The sequence below is a fragment of the Acinetobacter lwoffii genome (assembly GCF_024129855.1).
Taxonomy (GTDB): Bacteria; Pseudomonadota; Gammaproteobacteria; order Pseudomonadales; family Moraxellaceae; genus Acinetobacter; species Acinetobacter lwoffii_L.
This window is the reverse complement of sequence record NZ_JAMXXC010000011.1, coordinates 1-19,078: the sequence shown is the minus strand read 5'-3', so window position 1 is coordinate 19,078 and position 19,078 is coordinate 1. Positions and strand designations below refer to the sequence as shown.

Here is a 19,078-nt window from a genome sequence, read left to right as displayed (position 1 = left end):
TTAATTCAGAGAATATAAAAAACGCGGATATGATACTCCACTCATATCCGCTACGCGAGATTTTCCCGAAACAGATACAAAAATGCCTAGAAAATCTAGGCTTATGATTCACTCATTAAAAGAGTGCCTTAGAGTTGCACTTCTTCCAAATCCTGAAATTTCTGAAAATGCTCGGCATAATGCATGGCGCTCATTGTTAATTTTTGAATACTGTCATCATCCAGCGTTTTCACCACTTTACCGGGTGAGCCCATCACCACAGAATTGTCTGGAATGATCTTGCCTTCCGGAATCAAGGCATTGGCACCAATAATACAATTCTTCCCAATCACGGCATTGTTCAGAATGACCGCCTGAATCCCGATCAGGCTGTTATCGCCAATGGTACAACCATGCAGCATGGCCTGATGGCCGATTGTCACATAATCACCAATGTGCATCTCAATGCCTGCATCCGTATGCAACACTGCATTTTCCTGCACATTACTAAAGTCACCCAATTTAATTTTACTGTTATCTGCACGTACTACGGCACCGAACCAGATACTGACTTGTCGCCCAAGTTCAACTTGCCCAATCACGGTTGCGGTTGGTGCCACCCAGCCATCCCATGGCTGATGTGTAGCGGTAGGTATATATCCCTGAAATTTGTACAACATTGATAAAATCCTGTTCAATGGTTAAAAAAATTTGGAGCGTTTAAAAGTTGGAGAATTAAGCAAGAATGGCCAGTCTTTTTTATAATCCAGCCCATATTGAAATAAAGAAATCAACATACGTGCGGTCAAGCCCCAAACCACTTCATTTTCTACCCGCATACTCGGAAAATATAAGGATTGCTGAGCAAAGCGAACTTCATAAGGTGTGGGCGTCACTTCAAGTAAATGCTGCAATGAGGCAAAGAAAATCCGGTCGATTTCCGTCGGTTGTGGAATCAGCTTCACTTGCGGAGGAATCAGTCCCACAATCGGTTTGACCAGCATGCCATTGCGGGCTTTTTGCATCGGCAAATCACCCATTAAATGTACATCAAAAGGATTGAGTGCCGTTTCCTCATAGGCTTCTCTTAGAGCCACCACAATATTACTGGTATCTTGCGGATCGCGCTTGCCACCCGGAAATGAGACTTCTCCAGCATGATTATTCAAATAAGCTGAACGGCGCGTCAGCAATACTTTCGGATCAGCTTCATCTGTAATTGCAATCAACACGGCAGCATGCGCAGATCGGATACGCTTGGAAAAACGTAAGCGTTGCTGCAACCTTTGTGTCAATTCACATGCATCCATTCTTTCAACCCTGACGATGATCATAATTTCATCATAGCCGATTTTAGTCGGGGCGGGAGAGAAATGATGCCAAATTTTGCTTTTTCAGTTATCCTGAGCATACTTTTATCATTGATGATGAATATGAACTTCTGTGCGAATTGTGGACATAAAACCACTGCTAAAATTCCTTTGGGCGATCAGCAAATTCGCAGCGTATGTGATTCATGCGGCTCTATTCATTACATTAATCCGAAAGTTATTTGTGGCGCTTTGGTCTTATTCGAAAACAAAGTACTGCTCTGCCGTCGTGCCATTGAACCACGCTACGGCTTATGGACTTTACCTGCCGGCTATATGGAACTGTTTGAAACCATGGAGCAAGGGGCTGCACGGGAAACCCGCGAAGAAGCCGAAGCTGAAGTAGACATTGAACAGCTGTACTGTATGTATAACATTCCACGTATTGGTCAGATTTATGTGCTATTTAAAGCCAATCTGATTGATGGAAAATTTGGTGCGGGTGAAGAGACCATCGAAACACGTTTATTTGATGAAGCAGATATTCCCTGGACCGAACTAGCCTTCCCGAGTGTAGAACACACCCTCAGACATTATTTTGAAGATCGTAAAAGCAACACTTTCCCAATGCATCTGGAAACCTTAGGCACACGTCTAGACCACACGGGTTAAATCTAATCTGTATAAAAAATCCCATACTAAGATGGGATTTTTTTTTATTTCTAAGGAATATTATTTAGCTTTGACTTGATAGCAATCCGCGAGTTTAAACTCAACCGAACCACCGTTTAATTTTGCCAGGCTAATATCTGCCGGTGTTTCACCCTCATTGTTATTATTATAAACTTTTTGAAAACTCGCATAGGTATTGGCCCATTGTACCCCATCACCTGCCGAATTCAGGAAAGTTACACGCCCATTCTGGCCAACATTAGTATCCAGCACATTAGACAAATTGAGCAGCGCACCACCGATCACAATCGAATCCCTAGAATCCGGTGAAGACTGGATGCGTGAATCTACCCCTACCAATGCGCCATTGATATTACCAAACTTTTCATTGGCCAAAATCAGGCGCATGGAAACCGCTTTATCAGCCACAAATGCACGTCCCAAAGTTCCAAGGCGATATTGTTGTATGCCTTGATGATCTAAGAGCGTAGCTGCCAATACATCACCTTGACAGCCATTCACCGGATCAGTCGCAAAACTACTAGAGGATTGCATATTGGTGCGTACATCACCATTACTGTCAATTACAATTCCTAAAGTAATTGGGCTGACAGTGCTATCTGTAAATTTAAATTCCAGATTGGCATACATTGGGAAGATATATTTCTCCTTATCTGCCACGTTCTGCGCTGTTTTAAAGACCTGACGATCCAGATAACTAATTGGGAAAATCTTATATAGATCAACGCTTCCCGTATAGTTTTCCCCATCGGCCTGCAAACGCCACAACCCCAAGTTGGCTTGATCGGAAGTATCCAGCGATTTTTTGTCAGTCACCATCTTATAGAAAGCTTCTTTACCGGCGATCACATAATCATTCAATAATCTGCCTTGATACAACTCAAGCGGAGTCGCATTATTTGCAATATTCAAGCGGTAAGGCGTGTTAATGGTTTTACTGGTTGGATGAATCCATGAACTTTGCGGATCAGCGGTCATTTGTACCGGTTTCACCTTACGGATGAGTTGAGCATTAATCCCCCCTAAGGAAGATAAATTTTCTTTAGCCAGAGTTAACTCATTATCACGCCATTGTAAGCCGCTGCCAAAGGTATAGCCCTGGCGATCGGTAATCAGCATAAAATGGCCAAATAAATATTTAGTATTCTTATTCTTAATATCACAAGGGCTTTGATTACAGCCCACCAGTCCATCTGAACCCGTCAGGTTACTACCAATTACGCCTGAAGTTGAGAATAATGAAAATTCTGGCTGATACACGGCTGCGTTAGCAATCGTCACCAGTTTTTTAACGGTGGCAAAAGCCACCTCATCCGAAATTGTGCTGATATCAACAAAATCTTTAATTTTGGTCGCCAAATCGGCATCCATCAGATTGATATTCTCACTGGTTTTCGCCAGGTCTTTACGCATCTCTTCAGTAATATACAAAGGTTGTACATCAGATGGATTAATAATACGCCCTTCTTCTAACGCCAAAGCTTGCAGAATTTTAACCAGACGCATGGCCACCTGAACGGTAGGATCATTAGGCACCAAATCACCTACCGGACGTCGAGCAATCCCAGTTGCAATATCGATTACACTTAAACGCGGCAGCTGGGTCTGGGCACTAAAACTAGCATAATCGCTGAGTTTAATTTGACCTAAATTAATCTTGCGCGAAGCAAAACTTTGAATATAAAACTCAATATTATCCGTCTTTTGACAGGTTCCAGAAGCAACCCCGTTTTTACTATCAAATAACGTAATAAAGGTATTTTCTGTATCGCTACTACAGTTAAAGTTCAAACCATCGAGCGGATATTCCAGCCCCCATTCCACACAGTTAGTTGTACCTGGGATACAAGTACCATTGGTCGTGGCTTCATCATTTTTTTCTGGAATGACATTGGCACTTTCCCCACCACACCCACTCAGTGCCGTTAAAAGTGTAGTTAAAGCAAATGGAAATAATATTTTATTTTTCATCTTTTTGTACTCGAATAGTCCTTATCGAATGGCGACTAATTTTAGTTGTCCATGATTTGTCAGCATCTTGTCTTCAACATCTATTGCTGAGGCCAAAGGCGTCAATAATATATATTCACTTTGAGCAGGAATCTGGAGAACCCCTTCGATACGCTCATGTTGAATAATATTCGCCTGGCCTTCCTGATTTTTAAAACCGCCCGCTCCTTCAAGCACACAGCCGCGACTGTCTAAAAACACAACAAAAGGCCAATAATACGTTGGATTTTTCTGGCTAGAAGCATAAGAGTTGATCTGAATATTCTGGATATCGGATTGAAGCTTTACCACTTCAAAATCAAATTCGTCTGCTTTAAGAGGTGCGCGAGGCCACAGGTTAACTGCTTTTTTAAGGCTGATTTCTTTCGCTTTTTTAATTTTCTTATCATTAAAACACTGCTTGCCCAAGCTATCGATGGTCTCCGACTGTGAAATACGATAATAACTTTGAGCCAGTACTACAGGACCAGAATCTACTTCTGGCGTTTGAAACAAGGATTTTAATACGGATTGTCCCACCCCTTTTTCACGTTCAATTGTCTGGATCCGGGTAGTTCCAATATTTTTATCTACTACTCCTTCGGGCATGCTATAGAAACGTTTTTTGCCTTCCAAATTAAATTCTTTATTTTCCAGATACTCACTATCCACATATTCAATGCCTTCAACTTGGCTAAATCCCGGTTTTTGTATAGTAGCAACAGAAGATCCAGCTCCAATATCAGGATTTTGAATAGCTTGAGATTCAGGTTTTAATTGTGGTTTAGACTGAATCTTTTCTTGCACAGTATGCAGTTGTGCTGGTTGTACTGGTTGTACAACCATATTATGGTCATGCTTAAGTTTAACTTGCCTATTTTCTACGACGGGCAATTTTTCTATGTTTTGTCTTACAGTTACAGGCTGAACTATTGCAGCTTCTACTTTTTTCAACAATCGAGATTTGTCTTCAGTTTTTTTCTCTGCATTATTACGGGGTACGACTAATGGTCGTCCATCCGGACCAATAATCGTAATAAATTCTTTAGCGCTTGTATAAAAAGACACGGATACCAGATTTAATGCCAGTACCGCTGTCAATCCAACGTTCCTTGTCTTGATCATTTTTCCCTTACCAACGCGTGCGATAGTTCAAACCTAAAATTGTAATTTTGGTATCTGTTTTTACGTTTAAACCTGCATATGGGTTTAATAACAGGTTATTTACCCCTGTCTGGTTGGCTAAACTACTGGTATTTGCTGGAATCTGATCTTTGCTACGCAAGAAACCAATTGATAGATCCAGATCAGTGTCTGCATCAAAACGGTAACCCACACCTAAACCAAATAACTGTGCACCATTGATCGGTACCATGGTATTACGCTTATTTTTTGGAATAGCACTGGTCCGTGGTTCATAACCTGCCCGAAGCTTCAAACGGTCTGTAGCGGAATACTCCATCCCGATACCAAAGTTCCACGGCGATTCAAATCCCATCGGTAAAGCCAAGGTTGAGTCAGTAACATTGGCAGACAAAATTTTGGCAATTTTTAGGGCTGAAATAGTACGATCAAATTCGAATTTAAATTCGTCCCAGACCTTGTAATCTGTCCAGCCAATATCAAAATTCACTTGCAAATCTGGTATCACTTTATATTTGATACCTGCCTGAAAATGCGCCGGATATTCAAAATCCTGCGACACCAGACCAGATTCACTCGATGGTATGTAATTAGGAAATCCAAGAATTGCAGCCAGAATCTGGCCGGTCGGTGAGGTCATTAAACCTTTAATCATTTCCTGAGGAGCTTTGGCATTATCAATATGATATTTACCTTTTAAGCGCATTTTTGCAGCACTTTGGTACACCATACCAAAACTAAAGTCTTCGCGCGGTTCCCACAATATTCCCAGGTTATAACTTGGGCTTAAGTTCTGCTCAAGCTCCAGTTGCATTTGACCAAACTTGCCAAATGGGTTCATCCCCTCATCCGCATTACAGATCCCGAGCAAAAGAATATCTGTAATAATGTCGGAATTTTCTTTAAACGGCGTACACACGACTTCGTCGATCATACGCAACATCCCAATCAACTCATTCGGGAAACGCAAGTCCGTTTTCATCCCGATGGCTTGATAAGACATCCCGATAGAAGCACCAATCGACAGTTGGTCATTGACCTCATAACCGATGGATGGTGACAGATAGGTAATCCGCTCTAAAGCAACCTGCTGTCCCATAAAGTTTGCCGGGTTCCCATCTTCATGACCAAAACCTGCCATGAGAGGAGCATAAACAGCAGTCGCATAAGTGGCTTTCGATCCAGGGGGATTGTATGCGATCCCCATCGTGGGTGCAGTCAAAGGAAGACCTTCGCCTAAATCCACCATTTTTTTCAGAAAAGGAACATACAGGCTGACATATTCCACATCGCCTTTGACTGGGCCTTTAAAATCGGTACACAAATCAGATGAAACTTCAGGACCGTCATTACAGACAATAGGATCATCAGAATAGCCAAATACGTTATATCCGGCCGGTACTGAAAACTCACGCTGGATATCAAAATTAGCCACAATGATTTGCTGTTCGGTTTGCAGACCATCAATTTTAGTCAGTGCAGCCGGGTTAAAGTGGATGGCATTGACCCCTGGAGGATCTGCGGTGACGGCATTCCCCATGGATAGTGCACGTAAATCAACTGAAAGGTTGGTTCCCAATTGTGCAAAGGTATAACTTGAACAGCCCGCAAGAATAATTCCTGTTAATAACGGGCTAAGTCGAATGTTTTTCATACGACACCCCTATTAACTGATTTTTTTACCAAAACCTAAAATATCAAGTGGGAATGATAATCCCAACGAAACATCCGGTGCATCTTCGGTCAGCCCTAAGCCAACGGTACCATTAACAATGGTTTCTGGAGAGACTCGCACACCTAAGGAAATTGCAAAGGTAGAACTGGTCTGATCTGCAGCAGAATAACTTTCACCAGTGTTATAGTTAAATTCCGCACCAGTATTAAAGCTTTGCTGATAGGACATGGTCATCGAAACATCATAGTTAAATGAATATGCGAAACCAAAGGCAAAGCCTCCACTAACACCCGGTTCAAACTCTTCAATAATCCGGCTACCTCGACGCTGATTCAGGCTCGATTCTTTAAAACCATAGTTCGCAGAAACGGATGCAAACAATACGACTGGATCAATGTATTTACGCGTACTAGCACCTACTCCAGCAGAGTAATAGCCCTTTCCTGCTGCCAGATCTGTCGCGGCATTAATTTCATAAGGGCTGTCACCGGTTTTAGTTGATAAATTACCAAATAAAATCAGAGGCAGACGACCTGCTTTTAGCGGGAAGGGCTCCCAGCGAGCACCCAGACTAATATCACCCAAGCCTGCAGTAGACGTATCTTTTAACAAGTCAGTTTTAGCCACTAAAGGTAGGGAGGCAGTCAAGGTCAGGTTATCTTTCACGCCATATTGGAAAGTGAAAGTATTAGTCATACTATGTGTTGCATTTTCTTGAACACGTAGTTGATACAATTGGCCCTGAGCCATTTCTATATCGAGTTGAGTGTCCCGATAATAGGTATAATCAATATCGTAATATGATGAAATTTCACCTTGTTTTATCAGAGAGTATTGGCGTTCATTTGACGTAAATACTTCTTCCAGATTAGCTGCCTGAGTAGCATCTCCTTCTTGTTGCTGTAAAGCTTGAGATGCATCTACTACCTGGCCAGCCTGAGTCTCTACAGGTGCTGCTGTTTCCACGGCAGCCTCTTCAACTGCTTCATATCCACCTAGTTCCGATTCTTCTGCAGTCTGCGTTTTGACCTGCCCGGTTTGAGCCGGTACAGATGCAGCAGTTTCAACAACAACTTCTTCATCAACCGTTTCGTATTCACCTAGTGCTGGTTCTTCTGCAGCAAATGCAACGCCCATTACCATTTGAATGCTCAGTGCCAAGAACGTCTTGTTCATCCATTTACTGTTCATATCCATTTCACCATTTTAATTTTTATTACTGTTTTTCGTTTTATTTATTCTTGTAATACAGTCTCAGGAAGTTATGTTGATATTCCCCAAATTGTTCTGACTCTGTATTACGATTACGGTCCATACGGATCGTAGAAGCTTTATCAGCAATTTTTTCCATATAAAATTGTGGGTACTGCATGTCAACCAAGGCATAGCGATTGATCGTAGCATCTTCTACATGGCGCATATCTGATTCTTTTAATGCTAGAAAATTTTTGCGATATTGTTCAGGTACATTAATCAGGAACAAAGTATTATTTTCCCAAATATCCTGAAAACGCCGTTCCTCAAAACTGATATTACCAAGTGCCGGATCTGCAACATAAACCCGGCCATTTTTATAACCTTTATAAACTACAAAATGCTTAAATCCCGCATAAGAAATCGGAACAATGGCAGGCTGATCTTGATTGACTAAATCTTTGAACTCTCCTCGATATCCTCCACTTTCCAATCCTAAGGCTGAAACGAAGCGCTTCATATCAAGCAGAGAAAAACTACGGCGTTCAACAATTTTATCCGTTTCACCGAATTTCATTAGCCCACTCATGACTTGCTGCTCATCCAGCTGCGTACCGACATAACCATTGAGGAGGGTCGTCAGTGCTGCTGAACCACAACTATAATCATAAGCTTGACGTACAATGCCCTGAAATTGATCCAGAAGTGCCGGTTTTACTTCCACAGCTTCACGGTGCATACGTACAAAAGAGTCATTTCTTGAATCAAGAACTTCAGTATAGTGAACAGCACCATTCGGCTGTTTTTTGATATCCAGAGCTTCTTTGGCAGCGTAATACATCAATGCCGAGCCCAACGCGATCTCTAACATAATTATTAACTTTTCTTATAATGGGCATGATGTGCCTATTTTTCTTTTTATAGAGCATTCACTCTACTTCCCTGTAACTAGAAAGATACCTGTTTTTTCAAAAAAATACAGTATTTTTTTTATTTTTTAGATAAGTGATATAGTCATAAAAAAGCGCGTGTAAACACGCGCTTTTTTTAAAATAAAGATTAGTGACCTGAAATAGTAATAATTGCGCCTTTTGTATAACTACCCTGAGCTTGAGAGTAGAATGTTTGTAAGCCTTGAACTTCCATATCACCAATTGATGATCTTGCTTCACGGTTACCTAAATGAATACCTTTAATGTATTGGTCTTTCGCCCCAGTATCATTACTTACAATACGAACATGCGCTGCCTTACCTAACTGAGCTGTAGTACCTACATAAGCATCGTTATATACAGAAATATTCTGACTAATGGTTAAATTATTAGAATCCGCATCTGCAATTTTGATACTTTCAACAAAAATCTCACCGGCTTCACGTGTAGTCACTGGAGTCGTACCTACAAGCCCCACTGCTTTATTTTTAGACGAGTTATCTAAAATACCTAGGTTTTTAATTTCTAGACCACCTACCATTACACTATTCATCTTGATCATAGCGCCTTGTGGAGCAGCACCCAGTTGAATATTGGCATTTATCACACCAGTTTTAACGTCAAAACCACTAATGATGTCGTTTACAACACCGGCACCACCTCGACGAATCGAATCCGGATCATCTGTACCAGATGCAGTTACACCAATTCGGCCAACTTTGATATCTAGACCCGATACTTGTGCAGCAACATTAATGAAAGGATTACCAGCACCAGCATCCGAATCAATTACCAAGTCAGCAAGGTTACGGGATGCAAGTAAATAGGCACCATTATTGTCATAATTGGCACCGATTACTACACCATGCGTTGCAGTAGTAGGATCAGCAAGAGCAGCAGCATCAGGTGCTGTATCAGTCTTACCACGGATTACGATCGCACCTGCTGTAGAAGTACCTCCGAAACCCGCCTCATTTGCAACACCTTTTGGCGCTAAACCGTCGTTATCATGGATAAATAATTTTTCAATAGCAATTTTCGAGATGCCGATACCAATTGTCAAACCGTCTTGACCCGTTGTTTCACTTAGAGATGCATCATCCATTGCTTGCATCGCCATCGCATTGGCACTAAATGCAACTGAAGTCGCTAAAACTAATTTTGTAAATTTTTTCATTGTTTACTCTCCCAAGAGTACTATTTTTTTTGGTTGTGAATTACTCAGTGTTTAGGCTGTATTTTTTATTTTCTGACAGCTTAAGCATCTTTCCTTGAGTAATTTGCTAGCCCACTTAAATTAGCGTCGAGTCAAATTTTGATCAACTGTTGTTGGTCGCAATCTGTCGCTTACCGATAAACGGTATTTCATGATTTAAAAATATTTTCCTGGCTTCTTGATATAAAATAGTAAGTCATATCGAACTCTCCATAACTGAATGACCGAAGCTCTCTATCATCGTCCCTTAAAGTTTGAATCACGTCTGGTTACAGATCTATTATCCGCATTGAAGACATTGAATCATCTGGTGTATTTAAATAATAATGGTCGGCCTTTTATTGCCTGCTGCGCTCAAGAATATTTTGTTGCGCAGACATCACAAATTCAGTCTTTTAAAAGAACAGGGATTGAACAATACCAATCCAGCCCATCTGAGTTTAATTTAGCAATCAATGTATTAAAAACTCCTCAAGAGCATGGCTTTCGTGGAGGCTATGTTGGTTTTATCGGCTACGATTATGCCGCTCAACAATATATTCAGTATCCAGACCGTCCTCAACCTGGTTTATTTATTGGTCAATTTCCTTCCTACATTAAACCAACCCCTGATGGCTGGATGTTCTATAGTGATGATCCACAGGCAGAACAGATTTTCAATTATATTCAGAACTTACTTAAGCAAAATAAAATTCAATCGAAATTTCACTTAAAAAATCCTTGTATCTCACGCTGGACTAAATCTGTTTATACTCAGGCTTTTCAGAAAATTCAGGACTATATTGTTGCAGGTGACTGCTATCAGATTAATCTGACCCAAGAGTTTAAAGGTCGTGCCCAAGGCTCCCTCTTAGCAACTGCCCAAGCATTCTGGACATTAACCGAAGCGCCCTATGCCGGTTATTTGCGTATTGGTGATTTTGAATTACTCAGTTGCTCACCCGAGTTATTTATTGACTTTGAAAAAAATCGGAAAATTATCACTAAACCAATTAAAGGCACCATGCCACGCTATACAGATCCCGTGCTGGATGAACAATCTAAACAAATCTTAAAAGCATCGGAAAAAGATCAAGCAGAAAATGTCATGATTGTGGATTTATTACGTAATGATTTAAGTATTTATGCGGAAACAGGCTCGGTTAAAACACCCAAATTATTTAATATCGAAAGTTTTAATCAAGTGCATCATATGGTGAGCGAAGTTGAAGCGACCCTAAAAGCAGATATCAATCCTTTCGAGGTGTTAATGTCAGCCCTACCAGGTGGCTCAATTACGGGTGCACCTAAAATTCGTGCCATGCAGATTATTGCTGAACTGGAAGGTGCAGCACGTGGGGCTTATTGTGGATCAATGGGTTATTTTAATTTTGATGGTACCGGTTCCTGGAACATTCTGATTCGTTCCATCCAAAAATATCAAGAAGATGTTTCTTTATGGGCGGGTGGTGGTATTACCATTTCTTCGGATTGTGATGCAGAATATCAAGAATGTTTTGATAAAGTTTCAGCGATGCTGGATCTGTTAAATACGTGGTATCAGCCTAAATAAATAAAAAGCGAATCATTTGACTCGCTTTTTTCTACAAATCCACCCTAACCCTCCTTTAGTAAAGGAGGGAAATCCTCCCTTTTCAAAGGGAGGCTAAGAGGGATTTTAATCACACCAAAATCTCATTTTTTAGTGTATCGACTAAACGCTGATTTTGCTCATCTGTACCAATGGTAATTCTTAAGAACTGGTTAATACGTGGCTTGTTAAAATAACGCACGATAATGCCACGTTCACGTAGTTCGCTGGCCAACTTACCTGCATCCTTAGATGGCAATGAGGCAAAAATAAAGTTGGCACTCGATGGTAAAACTTTAAAACCAAGCTCATTTAATTGGGACACCAACTTTTCACGACTCGTAATCACTTTTGCATTTTGTGCTTCAAAGTAGGCTTGATCTTCAAATGAAGCGACCGCTGCAGCAATCGCAAAACGGTCCATCGGATAAGAGTTAAAGCTATTTTTGACTGCTTCCAGTGCTGCAATTAAATGGGACTGAGCAATCGCAAAACCAACACGCAAACCCGCAAGAGAACGTGACTTCGATGTGGTTTGACATACGACTAAATTCTCATATTTCTCAACCAGCTTAACTGCTGATTCAGCACCAAAATCCACATAGGCTTCATCAATCACCACCACTGAATCCGGATTGGCTTGCAGAATTTCTTCAATCGCAGCCAAACCTAGATCAATACTGGTCGGCGCATTAGGATTAGTAATAATAATGCCGCCATTAGCTTGTTTATAGTCATCCACAACAATTTCAAAGTCATCATTCAATGGTAAGATTTTGGTTTTGACGCCAAAAAACTGACTATAAACCGGATAGAAACTATAGGTAATATCTGGATAAAGCAGAGGCTGTTTTTGAACAAAAAAAGCCTTAAAGATATGTGCCAAGACTTCGTCTGAGCCATTGCCGACAAAGACAGTGTCTACAGGTACATTTTGCTGTTTAGCGATCGCCTGTTTCAACTCTGATGCATCCGGGTCAGGATACAGACGCAAAACATCCGCCGAATTCGCAAGTACCTTTTGAACCGCTTCTACCACTTTGGGTGATGGTGGATACGGATTTTCATTGGTATTAAGTTTTAAAATATTCTGGATTTTTGGTTGTTCGCCTGGGGTATACGGTTCTAATTCACGTACTTCAGGACTCCAAAAACGCATTTGTTCTGTTGTGATATTCATTTTATATTCTCTTTAAACCCTCTCCTAACCTCTCCCTGAGCCATATATGGCGCAAGAGAGGAATTTTCATTAATAAAGACACAAGATTTTTGTGGTTTAAATTCTCCTCTCCTTTTAGGAGAGGGTCAGGGAGAGGTTGTAATGCTATTTATGATTGATAACGATAACGTGCTGACTGTGCATGTGCATCCAAGTTCTCTTGTTGCGCCAAGATATCCGCAGTTTTTGCTAAAGTTTTTACACCTTCTTGTGAGCACATGATCAAACTTGAACGCTTCTGGAAATCATAGACACCAAGTGGCGATGAAAAACGCGCAGTACCTGAAGTTGGCAAGACATGGTTTGGCCCGGCACAGTAATCACCAATGGCTTCAGGCGTATAACGACCCATAAAGATTGCACCTGCATGACGAATGCTATCAGACATTGCTTCTGCATCATCTAAACATAACATCAAATGCTCAGGCGCTACCTGATTAATCAAATCTGACGCTTCTTGACGGTCTTTTACCAAGACTAAAGCACCACGATTGGCAATCGAAGTACGGGCAATTTCTGCCTTTGGCAATATTGCCAGGTGCATTTCAATCGCCTGTTCAACCTCATTCAGCAACTGTTCATCTGGTGTGATGAAAATGGCTTGTGCCACAGTGTCATGTTCAGCTTGCGAAAGTAAATCCATCGCCAACCATTCAGCATTATTTTGGCCTTCGGCATACACCAGAATTTCAGAAGGTCCTGCAATCATGTCGATACCGACCTGACCAAACACCGCACGTTTTGCCGCAGCAACAAAACGGTTGCCTGGGCCGGTAATTTTATCGACCGGTGGGACCGTTTCTGTACCGTAAGCTAATGCCGCAACCGCTTGTGCGCCACCAATCGTGAAGACACGTGTCACACCTGCCAGATAGGCAGCCGCCAGTACCAATGGATTTAAATCACCATTCGGTGCAGGTACCACCATAATAATTTCAGGAACTCCCGCTACATGAGCAGGCACAGCATTCATCAATACTGAAGATGGATAAGAAGCCAGACCACCCGGCACATAAATCCCAACACGATCCAGTGGAGTGACTTTCTGACCAAGCGTATTTCCTAAAGCATCGACATAGGTCCAGCCGTCCTGTTTTTGTGCCTGGTGAAACTCGCGCACGCGTGCTGCAGCAAGCTCTAAAGCTTCGCGCACTTCAGTCGTCAAACCCTCGAAGGCAGCTTGCAGTTGCTCTTGGCTTAACTCTAAATCTGAAAATTGATGCGCCGGATGTCGATCGAACTGTTGAGTGAGTTTAAGAACTTGAGCATCACCATGCTGACGAACATCAGCAATAATTTGATCTACAGTTTTTAAAAGTTCAGGATCATTAACAGTTTCAAAAGCCAACAAGTCAGCAAATGCTTGCTTGAAGTTTTGATCTTGGGTCGATAAACGTCGCATCAATTTACCCATCAGGTTTGAATTCGAAGGCTTTAGTTTACCTGTTTTCCAGACTTTTGTCGGCAGCTATAGTGCTCTAGCCCTATGAGTTTTATTGGAAATAGCTTTTGGTAAAATTAATGAAAGAATTTACATCGTATTTATGTTCAATCGAATAAAAAAAACCGCCCTAAAAGGACGGTTTTTTATGCAACAAATTTAAGCCTGTTTGGCCTTTTCACGTTCTTCTACGGCTTTTTCAAGCTGTGCCAGAATCGGATTTAACAACGCTTGCTTACGCTTGAAGCTGGCTTTATTCACGATTAAACGCGAAGACACTTTGCAAATTTCTTCAAGTGGCTCCAGACCATTGGCACGCAAGGTATTACCTGTATCTACGACGTCAACAATGTAATCGCCCAGACCGACCAGTGGTGCAAGTTCCATGGAGCCATACAGCTTGATCACATCAACCTGCTCACCCAAGCTGGCATAGTATTGACGGGTCAAATTCACGTACTTGGTCGCAATTTTTAAGCGACCTTTAGGACGTTGCATCCCCACCTTACCGGCGGTCATCAATTTACATACCGCAATTTTCAGGTCCAATGGTTCATAGACATTTTGTGCACCATGTTCCATCAATACATCTTTACCGGCCACGCCAATATCGGCTGCACCATTTTCAACATAAGTCGGTACATCTGAAGCACGTAAAATTAAGATACGAACCTGTTTATGCGTGGTCGGGAAAATCAGTTTACGAGACTTATCAGGATCTTCTAAAAGATTAATCCCTGCTGTTTCTAGCAAAGGTAAAGTCTCTTTTAAGATACGCCCCTTACTTAATGCCAAAGTTAAACCATGATCAAAATTGCCCATTACGTCAAAGTTTGGATCATCGTTTCTCATATCGCTCATTAATTTACTCGCTTAATTTGGGCACCTAAACTTTGTAACTTTGCTTCTACATCTTCATAACCGCGGTCAATATGATAAATGCGGTCAATCAGCGTTTCACCTTCAGCGGCAAGTGCTGCCAGCACCAAAGAGAACGAAGCACGTAAATCTGTTGCCATTACGGGTGCGGCAGAAAGTTTTTCTACACCCGTTACCACAGCCTCATTACCTTCTACCTGAATATTGGCACCCATACGTGCCAATTCAGGAACATGCATGAAACGGTTTTCAAAAATCGTTTCAGAAATTGTCGCAAAGCCTTGAGCAATGGCATTCACAGCCATAATCTGGGCTTGCATATCGGTTGGAAATTCTGGATGTGGTAAGGTTTGGAAGCTGACAGCTTTCGGACGTTTACCCAGCATATCCAGTTCAATCCAGTCGTCACCACGGGTCACTTCTGCGCCCATTTCTTCAAACTTGTCCAGCACCGCTTCCATCAGGGACGGATCAGTATGCGTGGTTTTGATACGACCGCCAGTGATCGCTGCTGCTGCCAGATATGAACCGGTTTCAATCCGGTCAGCAACAACCGCATATTCACAGCCATGCAGACGTTCGACACCGGTCACAATTAAAGTATCGGTATCTAGACCTTCAATCTTGGCACCCATCTTGATCAGCATTTGCGCAAGATCAGTGATCTCAGGTTCACGTGCTGCATTGCGAATCGTGGTCACACCATCGGCCAACACGGCAGCCATCAGAATATTTTCTGTCCCACCCACAGTCACCATATCAAAGACAACTTCGCCACCTTTCAGGCGACCATCGACTTTGGCATGTACATAACCGGCTTCGACTTCAATCTCGGCGCCTAAAGCTTCTAAAGCTTTCAAATGCTGATCGACAGGACGGGAACCAATCGCACAACCGCCTGGTAAAGACACTTTTGCACTGCCATAGCGCGCCAATAATGGACCAAGCACCAAAATAGAAGCACGCATAGTTTTTACGAGCTCATACGGTGCGAACTGGTTATCTAATGTAGAAGTATCAGCAACAACCGTATCGCCTTCATAAGTCATGGTGATCCCAAGACCAGCAATCAGCTTCACCAACGTATTGACATCTTTTAGATTAGGAACATTTCTGAGCGTAATCGGGGTATCAGCAAGAATCATTGCTGCCAATAATGGAAGTGCTGCATTCTTTGCACCAGAAATGCGCACTTCACCTTCGAGCTTGATACCGCCCTGAATTAAAAATTTATCCATTAAATGATTAAGCTCCAAATAAGCTTGCTTTGCGCCATTCTTCTTTTGTCATCGCGCGAATCGTTACTGCGTGAACTGCACCACTGGCAATATGGGCATTGAGAGGAGCATAAACAGCTTGTTGGCGTGCAACTGGACGCTTACCTTCAAATTGATCATCCACAATACGGAGATCAAATTTTCCGCCCTGACCACTCACAGCAACATCCGCCTCTGGAAAAGCGGCTTCTAAAATTTCAGCGAGCTGTTCATTATTCATCACAAGACCTCTTATAGGACTAAGGGTGTAAAACGAGCCATTTTACTATAAATAGCAAAAATAATTCATGGATCCATACATTATATATATAAAAAAAAGAGGCTTTTAAAACCTCTTTTTCATCATTTGTCCTTTATAGAGCTAAAGGATGCTGCTGTAAATGCATTTCCCGGTATCGATCAATCTGCCGTTTCAATTTTTCGGTCAATATTTTAATTGAGGTATACATATCATCTGCGGTGGCGTGAGCAAAAAATTCAATGCCCGGTAATCGGATAATAGCCTCTGCGATATGATTACTACTGCCCTTTCTAGAGCGTTTATCAATTTGATGATCTTTCGAGAGTTTCACTTGCATACTATTCACCTGATCCAGGTGCTTCGTCATCTGTGAAAACTTGGTTTTTATACTTTCTTCAATAGCTGGCGTAATCGATAAATGATGTCCACGAATTGTTATTTGCATAGTTCTATCCCTCACCTTCGTTAGGATTAGAAGAGTCTCAATATAAAATAATTTAAATACAGTAACTTATAAATAAAATATCCGTATTTTAAGTCCTGAATCAAATCAATCTTACTGATCCTCAAAAGAAAAAAGATTCATTATGTTGTCATAATGAATCTCTAGAATAGCCAGATTTCAAATTTTAGATCAAGACTTTTCGCTCAGAAGATGAAGGAATATGTAACGATTCACGATATTTCGCCACCGTACGCCGTGCCACATCAATGCCTTCATCTTTTAACATATTGGCAATTGCATTATCAGACAGAGGCTTACGGGCATTTTCTTCGGAAATCAGTTTTTTGATTTTGGCACGAATAGCAGTAGAAGATGCTTCACCACCTGAAGTAGTCCCGACATGACTCGAGAAGAAATATTTCAACTCGAACAATCCACGTGGGGTCAGCATATATTTATTGGTGGTTACACGAGAAACTGTAGATTCATGCAATTCGACTTCTTCGGCAATATCTCTTAAAACCAGAGGTTTCATGCCTTCCGCCCCAATTTCCAAGAACATTTTTTGATGTTCTACAATACAAGTCGCGACTTTCAATAATGTTTTATGCCGTTCATCGATACTTTTGATAAAGTTCTTCGCTTCCAGCATCTGATTACGCAGGTACTGATTATCATCGCTTTGATCTGCACGACGAATCATTTTGGCATAAAAAGAATTGACGCGTAACTTTGGCAGTACATCCGAGTTTAAATTGACTTGCCAGCAGTTATTCTTTTTCATCACCACAACATCTGGCACCTGATAATCCGATTCCTTGTTTTCAAATTCCAGACCTGGATGCGGTTTTAAGGTTTTTAGCAAATCTACAGCACAGCGCAACTGTTCTGGATTTAAGCCAGTCTGTTTGATCAGCTTAGGAAGCTCATTGGTAATCAACAATTCATAATGTTGCAGAAGTTTGATCGCATCATTTCGGCAAGGGGTTGACGCAGGTAAATTATCAAGTTGAACCAATAGGCATTCTGCCAAGCTTCTAGAACCTACACCTACCGGATCCAAACGCTGGATATGCTTTAATACAACGGCAACCTCATCATCTTCAATTTCTTCTTCAGACCCCATAGAAGAGAGTAAATGTTGTACTGATGCAGTAATTTCACTCAACTCAGCATCTAAAAAACCTTTGTCGTCCAAAGAATCGACTATGCAATAAGCGATTAATTTATCAACCTGTGAAAAATTCAGCAGATTAATTTGTTCTAGCATATATTCTTGCAGGCTCTGATGCCCTTGACGATTATCTTCACGCTCTTCGAACTCGGCTGCCCCCAGACTTGTAGGTTGATGGGTATAGACATCATCCCAATCGGTATCTACAGGTAAGTCATCAGGCAGATGATCGGCATTAAGTTGATTAGTTAGATCTTGATTTTCATTATTTGACTCAATTGTAGATAAGCTTTCAAGGGTAATTTGCTCTTCAACTTTTTCTAATAGAGGATTACTATCAAGTTGCAACTGAACTTCTTGTTCCAATTCCAGACTTGAAAGTTGTAATAGCCGAATTGCCTGCTGTAATTGTGGAGTTAATGACAGCGAGTTCGCAATTTTTATACCCACTGATAATCTCATTGTTACCCCCCTTAATAGAAAATCCCGTTTTATAAGCAATTTTTATGCCGTTTTATTTTTTATAACACAGATTTACCAAAAAACATACAAATTGGATTTTAAATTTCTAGTCTTTCGCGACTAATAATTGTTTAAATACTTAATTTTTCGCATAAAAAAATCCCCCTCTGCCTTGGCGGAGGGGGATTTTGGAATAATGAGCTGGCGATGACTTACTCTCACATGGGTAACCCCACACT

General features: G+C 41.3%; 17 protein-coding genes. 2 read left to right on the top strand and 15 right to left on the bottom strand.

What is annotated here, in order from left to right; translation table 11 throughout:
• Nucleotides 1-128: 128 nt before the first annotated feature.
• Together NI465_RS09665 and NI465_RS09660 are read right to left on the bottom strand one after the other, a co-directional pair.
• Entirely contained in the window at nucleotides 129-656 is a 528-nt protein-coding gene (locus NI465_RS09665; RefSeq protein ID WP_171066775.1) for a gamma carbonic anhydrase family protein, read from the bottom strand.
• A 24-nt stretch (nucleotides 657-680) separates the two neighbouring features.
• Nucleotides 681-1,289 carry an NUDIX hydrolase gene (locus NI465_RS09660; protein ID WP_004279164.1) on the bottom strand — a complete coding sequence of 203 codons (609 nt, stop codon included), beginning with the start codon at nucleotides 1,287-1,289 and terminating at the stop codon, nucleotides 681-683.
• A gap of 123 nt (nucleotides 1,290-1,412) precedes the next feature.
• Here NI465_RS09660 and NI465_RS09655 point away from each other — a divergent pair, with 123 nt between their 5' ends.
• Nucleotides 1,413-1,961 carry an NUDIX hydrolase gene (locus tag NI465_RS09655; protein WP_171066770.1) on the top strand — a complete coding sequence of 183 codons (549 nt, stop codon included), beginning with the start codon at nucleotides 1,413-1,415 and terminating at the stop codon, nucleotides 1,959-1,961.
• 60 nt (nucleotides 1,962-2,021) lie between these two features.
• On the opposite strand, the gene filF is transcribed toward NI465_RS09655, so the two are convergent.
• From filF to filA, 6 genes are all read right to left on the bottom strand, one after another.
• Nucleotides 2,022-3,953 (bottom strand): putative pilus system protein FilF, encoded by a 1,932-nt coding sequence (filF, locus tag NI465_RS09650; RefSeq protein WP_253145123.1) that lies wholly within the window; start codon nucleotides 3,951-3,953, stop codon nucleotides 2,022-2,024.
• 21 nt (nucleotides 3,954-3,974) lie between these two features.
• Entirely contained in the window at nucleotides 3,975-5,096 is a 1,122-nt protein-coding gene (gene filE, locus NI465_RS09645; RefSeq protein WP_253145121.1) for a putative pilus assembly protein FilE, read from the bottom strand.
• A gap of 7 nt (nucleotides 5,097-5,103) precedes the next feature.
• Nucleotides 5,104-6,768: a putative pilus system OmpP1/FadL family transporter FilD gene (gene filD / locus NI465_RS09640; protein ID WP_253145120.1), complete on the bottom strand. Its 1,665-nt coding sequence runs from the start codon at nucleotides 6,766-6,768 to the stop codon at nucleotides 5,104-5,106.
• A gap of 12 nt (nucleotides 6,769-6,780) precedes the next feature.
• Nucleotides 6,781-7,986 carry a putative pilus system protein FilC gene (gene filC, locus NI465_RS09635; RefSeq protein ID WP_253145118.1) on the bottom strand — a complete coding sequence of 402 codons (1,206 nt, stop codon included), beginning with the start codon at nucleotides 7,984-7,986 and terminating at the stop codon, nucleotides 6,781-6,783.
• A gap of 34 nt (nucleotides 7,987-8,020) precedes the next feature.
• Nucleotides 8,021-8,854 (bottom strand): putative pilus system C39 family peptidase FilB, encoded by an 834-nt coding sequence (gene filB, locus NI465_RS09630; RefSeq protein WP_148335223.1) that lies wholly within the window; start codon nucleotides 8,852-8,854, stop codon nucleotides 8,021-8,023.
• A gap of 188 nt (nucleotides 8,855-9,042) precedes the next feature.
• The gene (gene filA / locus NI465_RS09625) at nucleotides 9,043-10,092 is read right to left on the bottom strand and encodes a putative pilus system protein FilA (RefSeq protein ID WP_180038487.1); all 1,050 of its coding nucleotides are present in this window, start codon (nucleotides 10,090-10,092) and stop codon (nucleotides 9,043-9,045) included.
• Between the two features lie 259 nt (nucleotides 10,093-10,351).
• On the opposite strand from filA, the gene NI465_RS09620 reads away from it, so the two are divergent.
• The gene (locus NI465_RS09620; RefSeq protein WP_005251001.1) at nucleotides 10,352-11,683 is read left to right on the top strand and encodes an anthranilate synthase component I family protein; all 1,332 of its coding nucleotides are present in this window, start codon (nucleotides 10,352-10,354) and stop codon (nucleotides 11,681-11,683) included.
• Between the two features lie 109 nt (nucleotides 11,684-11,792).
• Here the strand turns inward: NI465_RS09620 and hisC are convergent, their stop codons facing one another.
• From hisC to NI465_RS09585, 7 genes are all read right to left on the bottom strand, one after another.
• Nucleotides 11,793-12,881, bottom strand: coding sequence for a histidinol-phosphate transaminase (gene hisC, locus NI465_RS09615; RefSeq protein WP_005251000.1), 1,089 nt, complete (start codon nucleotides 12,879-12,881; stop codon nucleotides 11,793-11,795).
• A gap of 148 nt (nucleotides 12,882-13,029) precedes the next feature.
• A complete protein-coding gene (hisD, locus tag NI465_RS09610) occupies nucleotides 13,030-14,334 on the bottom strand; it encodes a histidinol dehydrogenase (protein WP_005250997.1) in 1,305 nt (434 codons plus the stop codon).
• Nucleotides 14,335-14,520: 186 nt separating this feature from the next.
• Complete coding sequence (hisG, locus tag NI465_RS09605) at nucleotides 14,521-15,222, bottom strand: ATP phosphoribosyltransferase (RefSeq protein WP_004646025.1); 702 nt, start codon at nucleotides 15,220-15,222, stop codon at nucleotides 14,521-14,523.
• Entirely contained in the window at nucleotides 15,222-16,478 is a 1,257-nt protein-coding gene (murA, locus tag NI465_RS09600) for a UDP-N-acetylglucosamine 1-carboxyvinyltransferase (protein ID WP_005250995.1), read from the bottom strand. The genes hisG and murA overlap by 1 nt, the downstream gene beginning before the upstream one ends.
• A 7-nt stretch (nucleotides 16,479-16,485) precedes the next feature.
• On the bottom strand, nucleotides 16,486-16,737 hold the full coding sequence (gene ibaG, locus NI465_RS09595; RefSeq protein ID WP_004730742.1) for a BolA family iron metabolism protein IbaG: 252 nt from the start codon (nucleotides 16,735-16,737) through the stop codon (nucleotides 16,486-16,488).
• A gap of 133 nt (nucleotides 16,738-16,870) precedes the next feature.
• Entirely contained in the window at nucleotides 16,871-17,203 is a 333-nt protein-coding gene (gene hpf / locus NI465_RS09590; protein ID WP_004730744.1) for a ribosome hibernation-promoting factor, HPF/YfiA family, read from the bottom strand.
• Nucleotides 17,204-17,387: 184 nt separating this feature from the next.
• Entirely contained in the window at nucleotides 17,388-18,839 is a 1,452-nt protein-coding gene (locus NI465_RS09585; RefSeq protein WP_071851365.1) for an RNA polymerase factor sigma-54, read from the bottom strand.
• Nucleotides 18,840-19,078 lie beyond the last annotated feature (239 nt).

Bases quoted from the DNA above. Each gene is read 5' to 3' on its own strand.
- NI465_RS09660 (WP_004279164.1), bottom strand. From the start codon at position 1,289: ATGGATGCATGTGAATTGACACAAAGGTTGCAGCAACGCTTACGTTTT.
- NI465_RS09655 (WP_171066770.1), top strand. From the start codon at position 1,413: ATGAACTTCTGTGCGAATTGTGGACATAAAACCACTGCTAAAATTCCT.
- filF (WP_253145123.1), bottom strand. From the start codon at position 3,953: ATGAAAAATAAAATATTATTTCCATTTGCTTTAACTACACTTTTAACG.
- filE (WP_253145121.1), bottom strand. From the start codon at position 5,096: ATGATCAAGACAAGGAACGTTGGATTGACAGCGGTACTGGCATTAAAT.
- filD (WP_253145120.1), bottom strand. From the start codon at position 6,768: ATGAAAAACATTCGACTTAGCCCGTTATTAACAGGAATTATTCTTGCG.
- filC (WP_253145118.1), bottom strand. From the start codon at position 7,986: ATGGATATGAACAGTAAATGGATGAACAAGACGTTCTTGGCACTGAGC.
- filB (WP_148335223.1), bottom strand. From the start codon at position 8,854: ATGTTAGAGATCGCGTTGGGCTCGGCATTGATGTATTACGCTGCCAAA.
- filA (WP_180038487.1), bottom strand. From the start codon at position 10,092: ATGAAAAAATTTACAAAATTAGTTTTAGCGACTTCAGTTGCATTTAGT.
- NI465_RS09620 (WP_005251001.1), top strand. From the start codon at position 10,352: ATGACCGAAGCTCTCTATCATCGTCCCTTAAAGTTTGAATCACGTCTG.
- hisC (WP_005251000.1), bottom strand. From the start codon at position 12,881: ATGAATATCACAACAGAACAAATGCGTTTTTGGAGTCCTGAAGTACGT.
- hisD (WP_005250997.1), bottom strand. From the start codon at position 14,334: ATGGGTAAATTGATGCGACGTTTATCGACCCAAGATCAAAACTTCAAG.
- hisG (WP_004646025.1), bottom strand. From the start codon at position 15,222: ATGAGCGATATGAGAAACGATGATCCAAACTTTGACGTAATGGGCAAT.
- murA (WP_005250995.1), bottom strand. From the start codon at position 16,478: ATGGATAAATTTTTAATTCAGGGCGGTATCAAGCTCGAAGGTGAAGTG.
- ibaG (WP_004730742.1), bottom strand. From the start codon at position 16,737: ATGAATAATGAACAGCTCGCTGAAATTTTAGAAGCCGCTTTTCCAGAG.
- hpf (WP_004730744.1), bottom strand. From the start codon at position 17,203: ATGCAAATAACAATTCGTGGACATCATTTATCGATTACGCCAGCTATT.
- NI465_RS09585 (WP_071851365.1), bottom strand. From the start codon at position 18,839: ATGAGATTATCAGTGGGTATAAAAATTGCGAACTCGCTGTCATTAACT.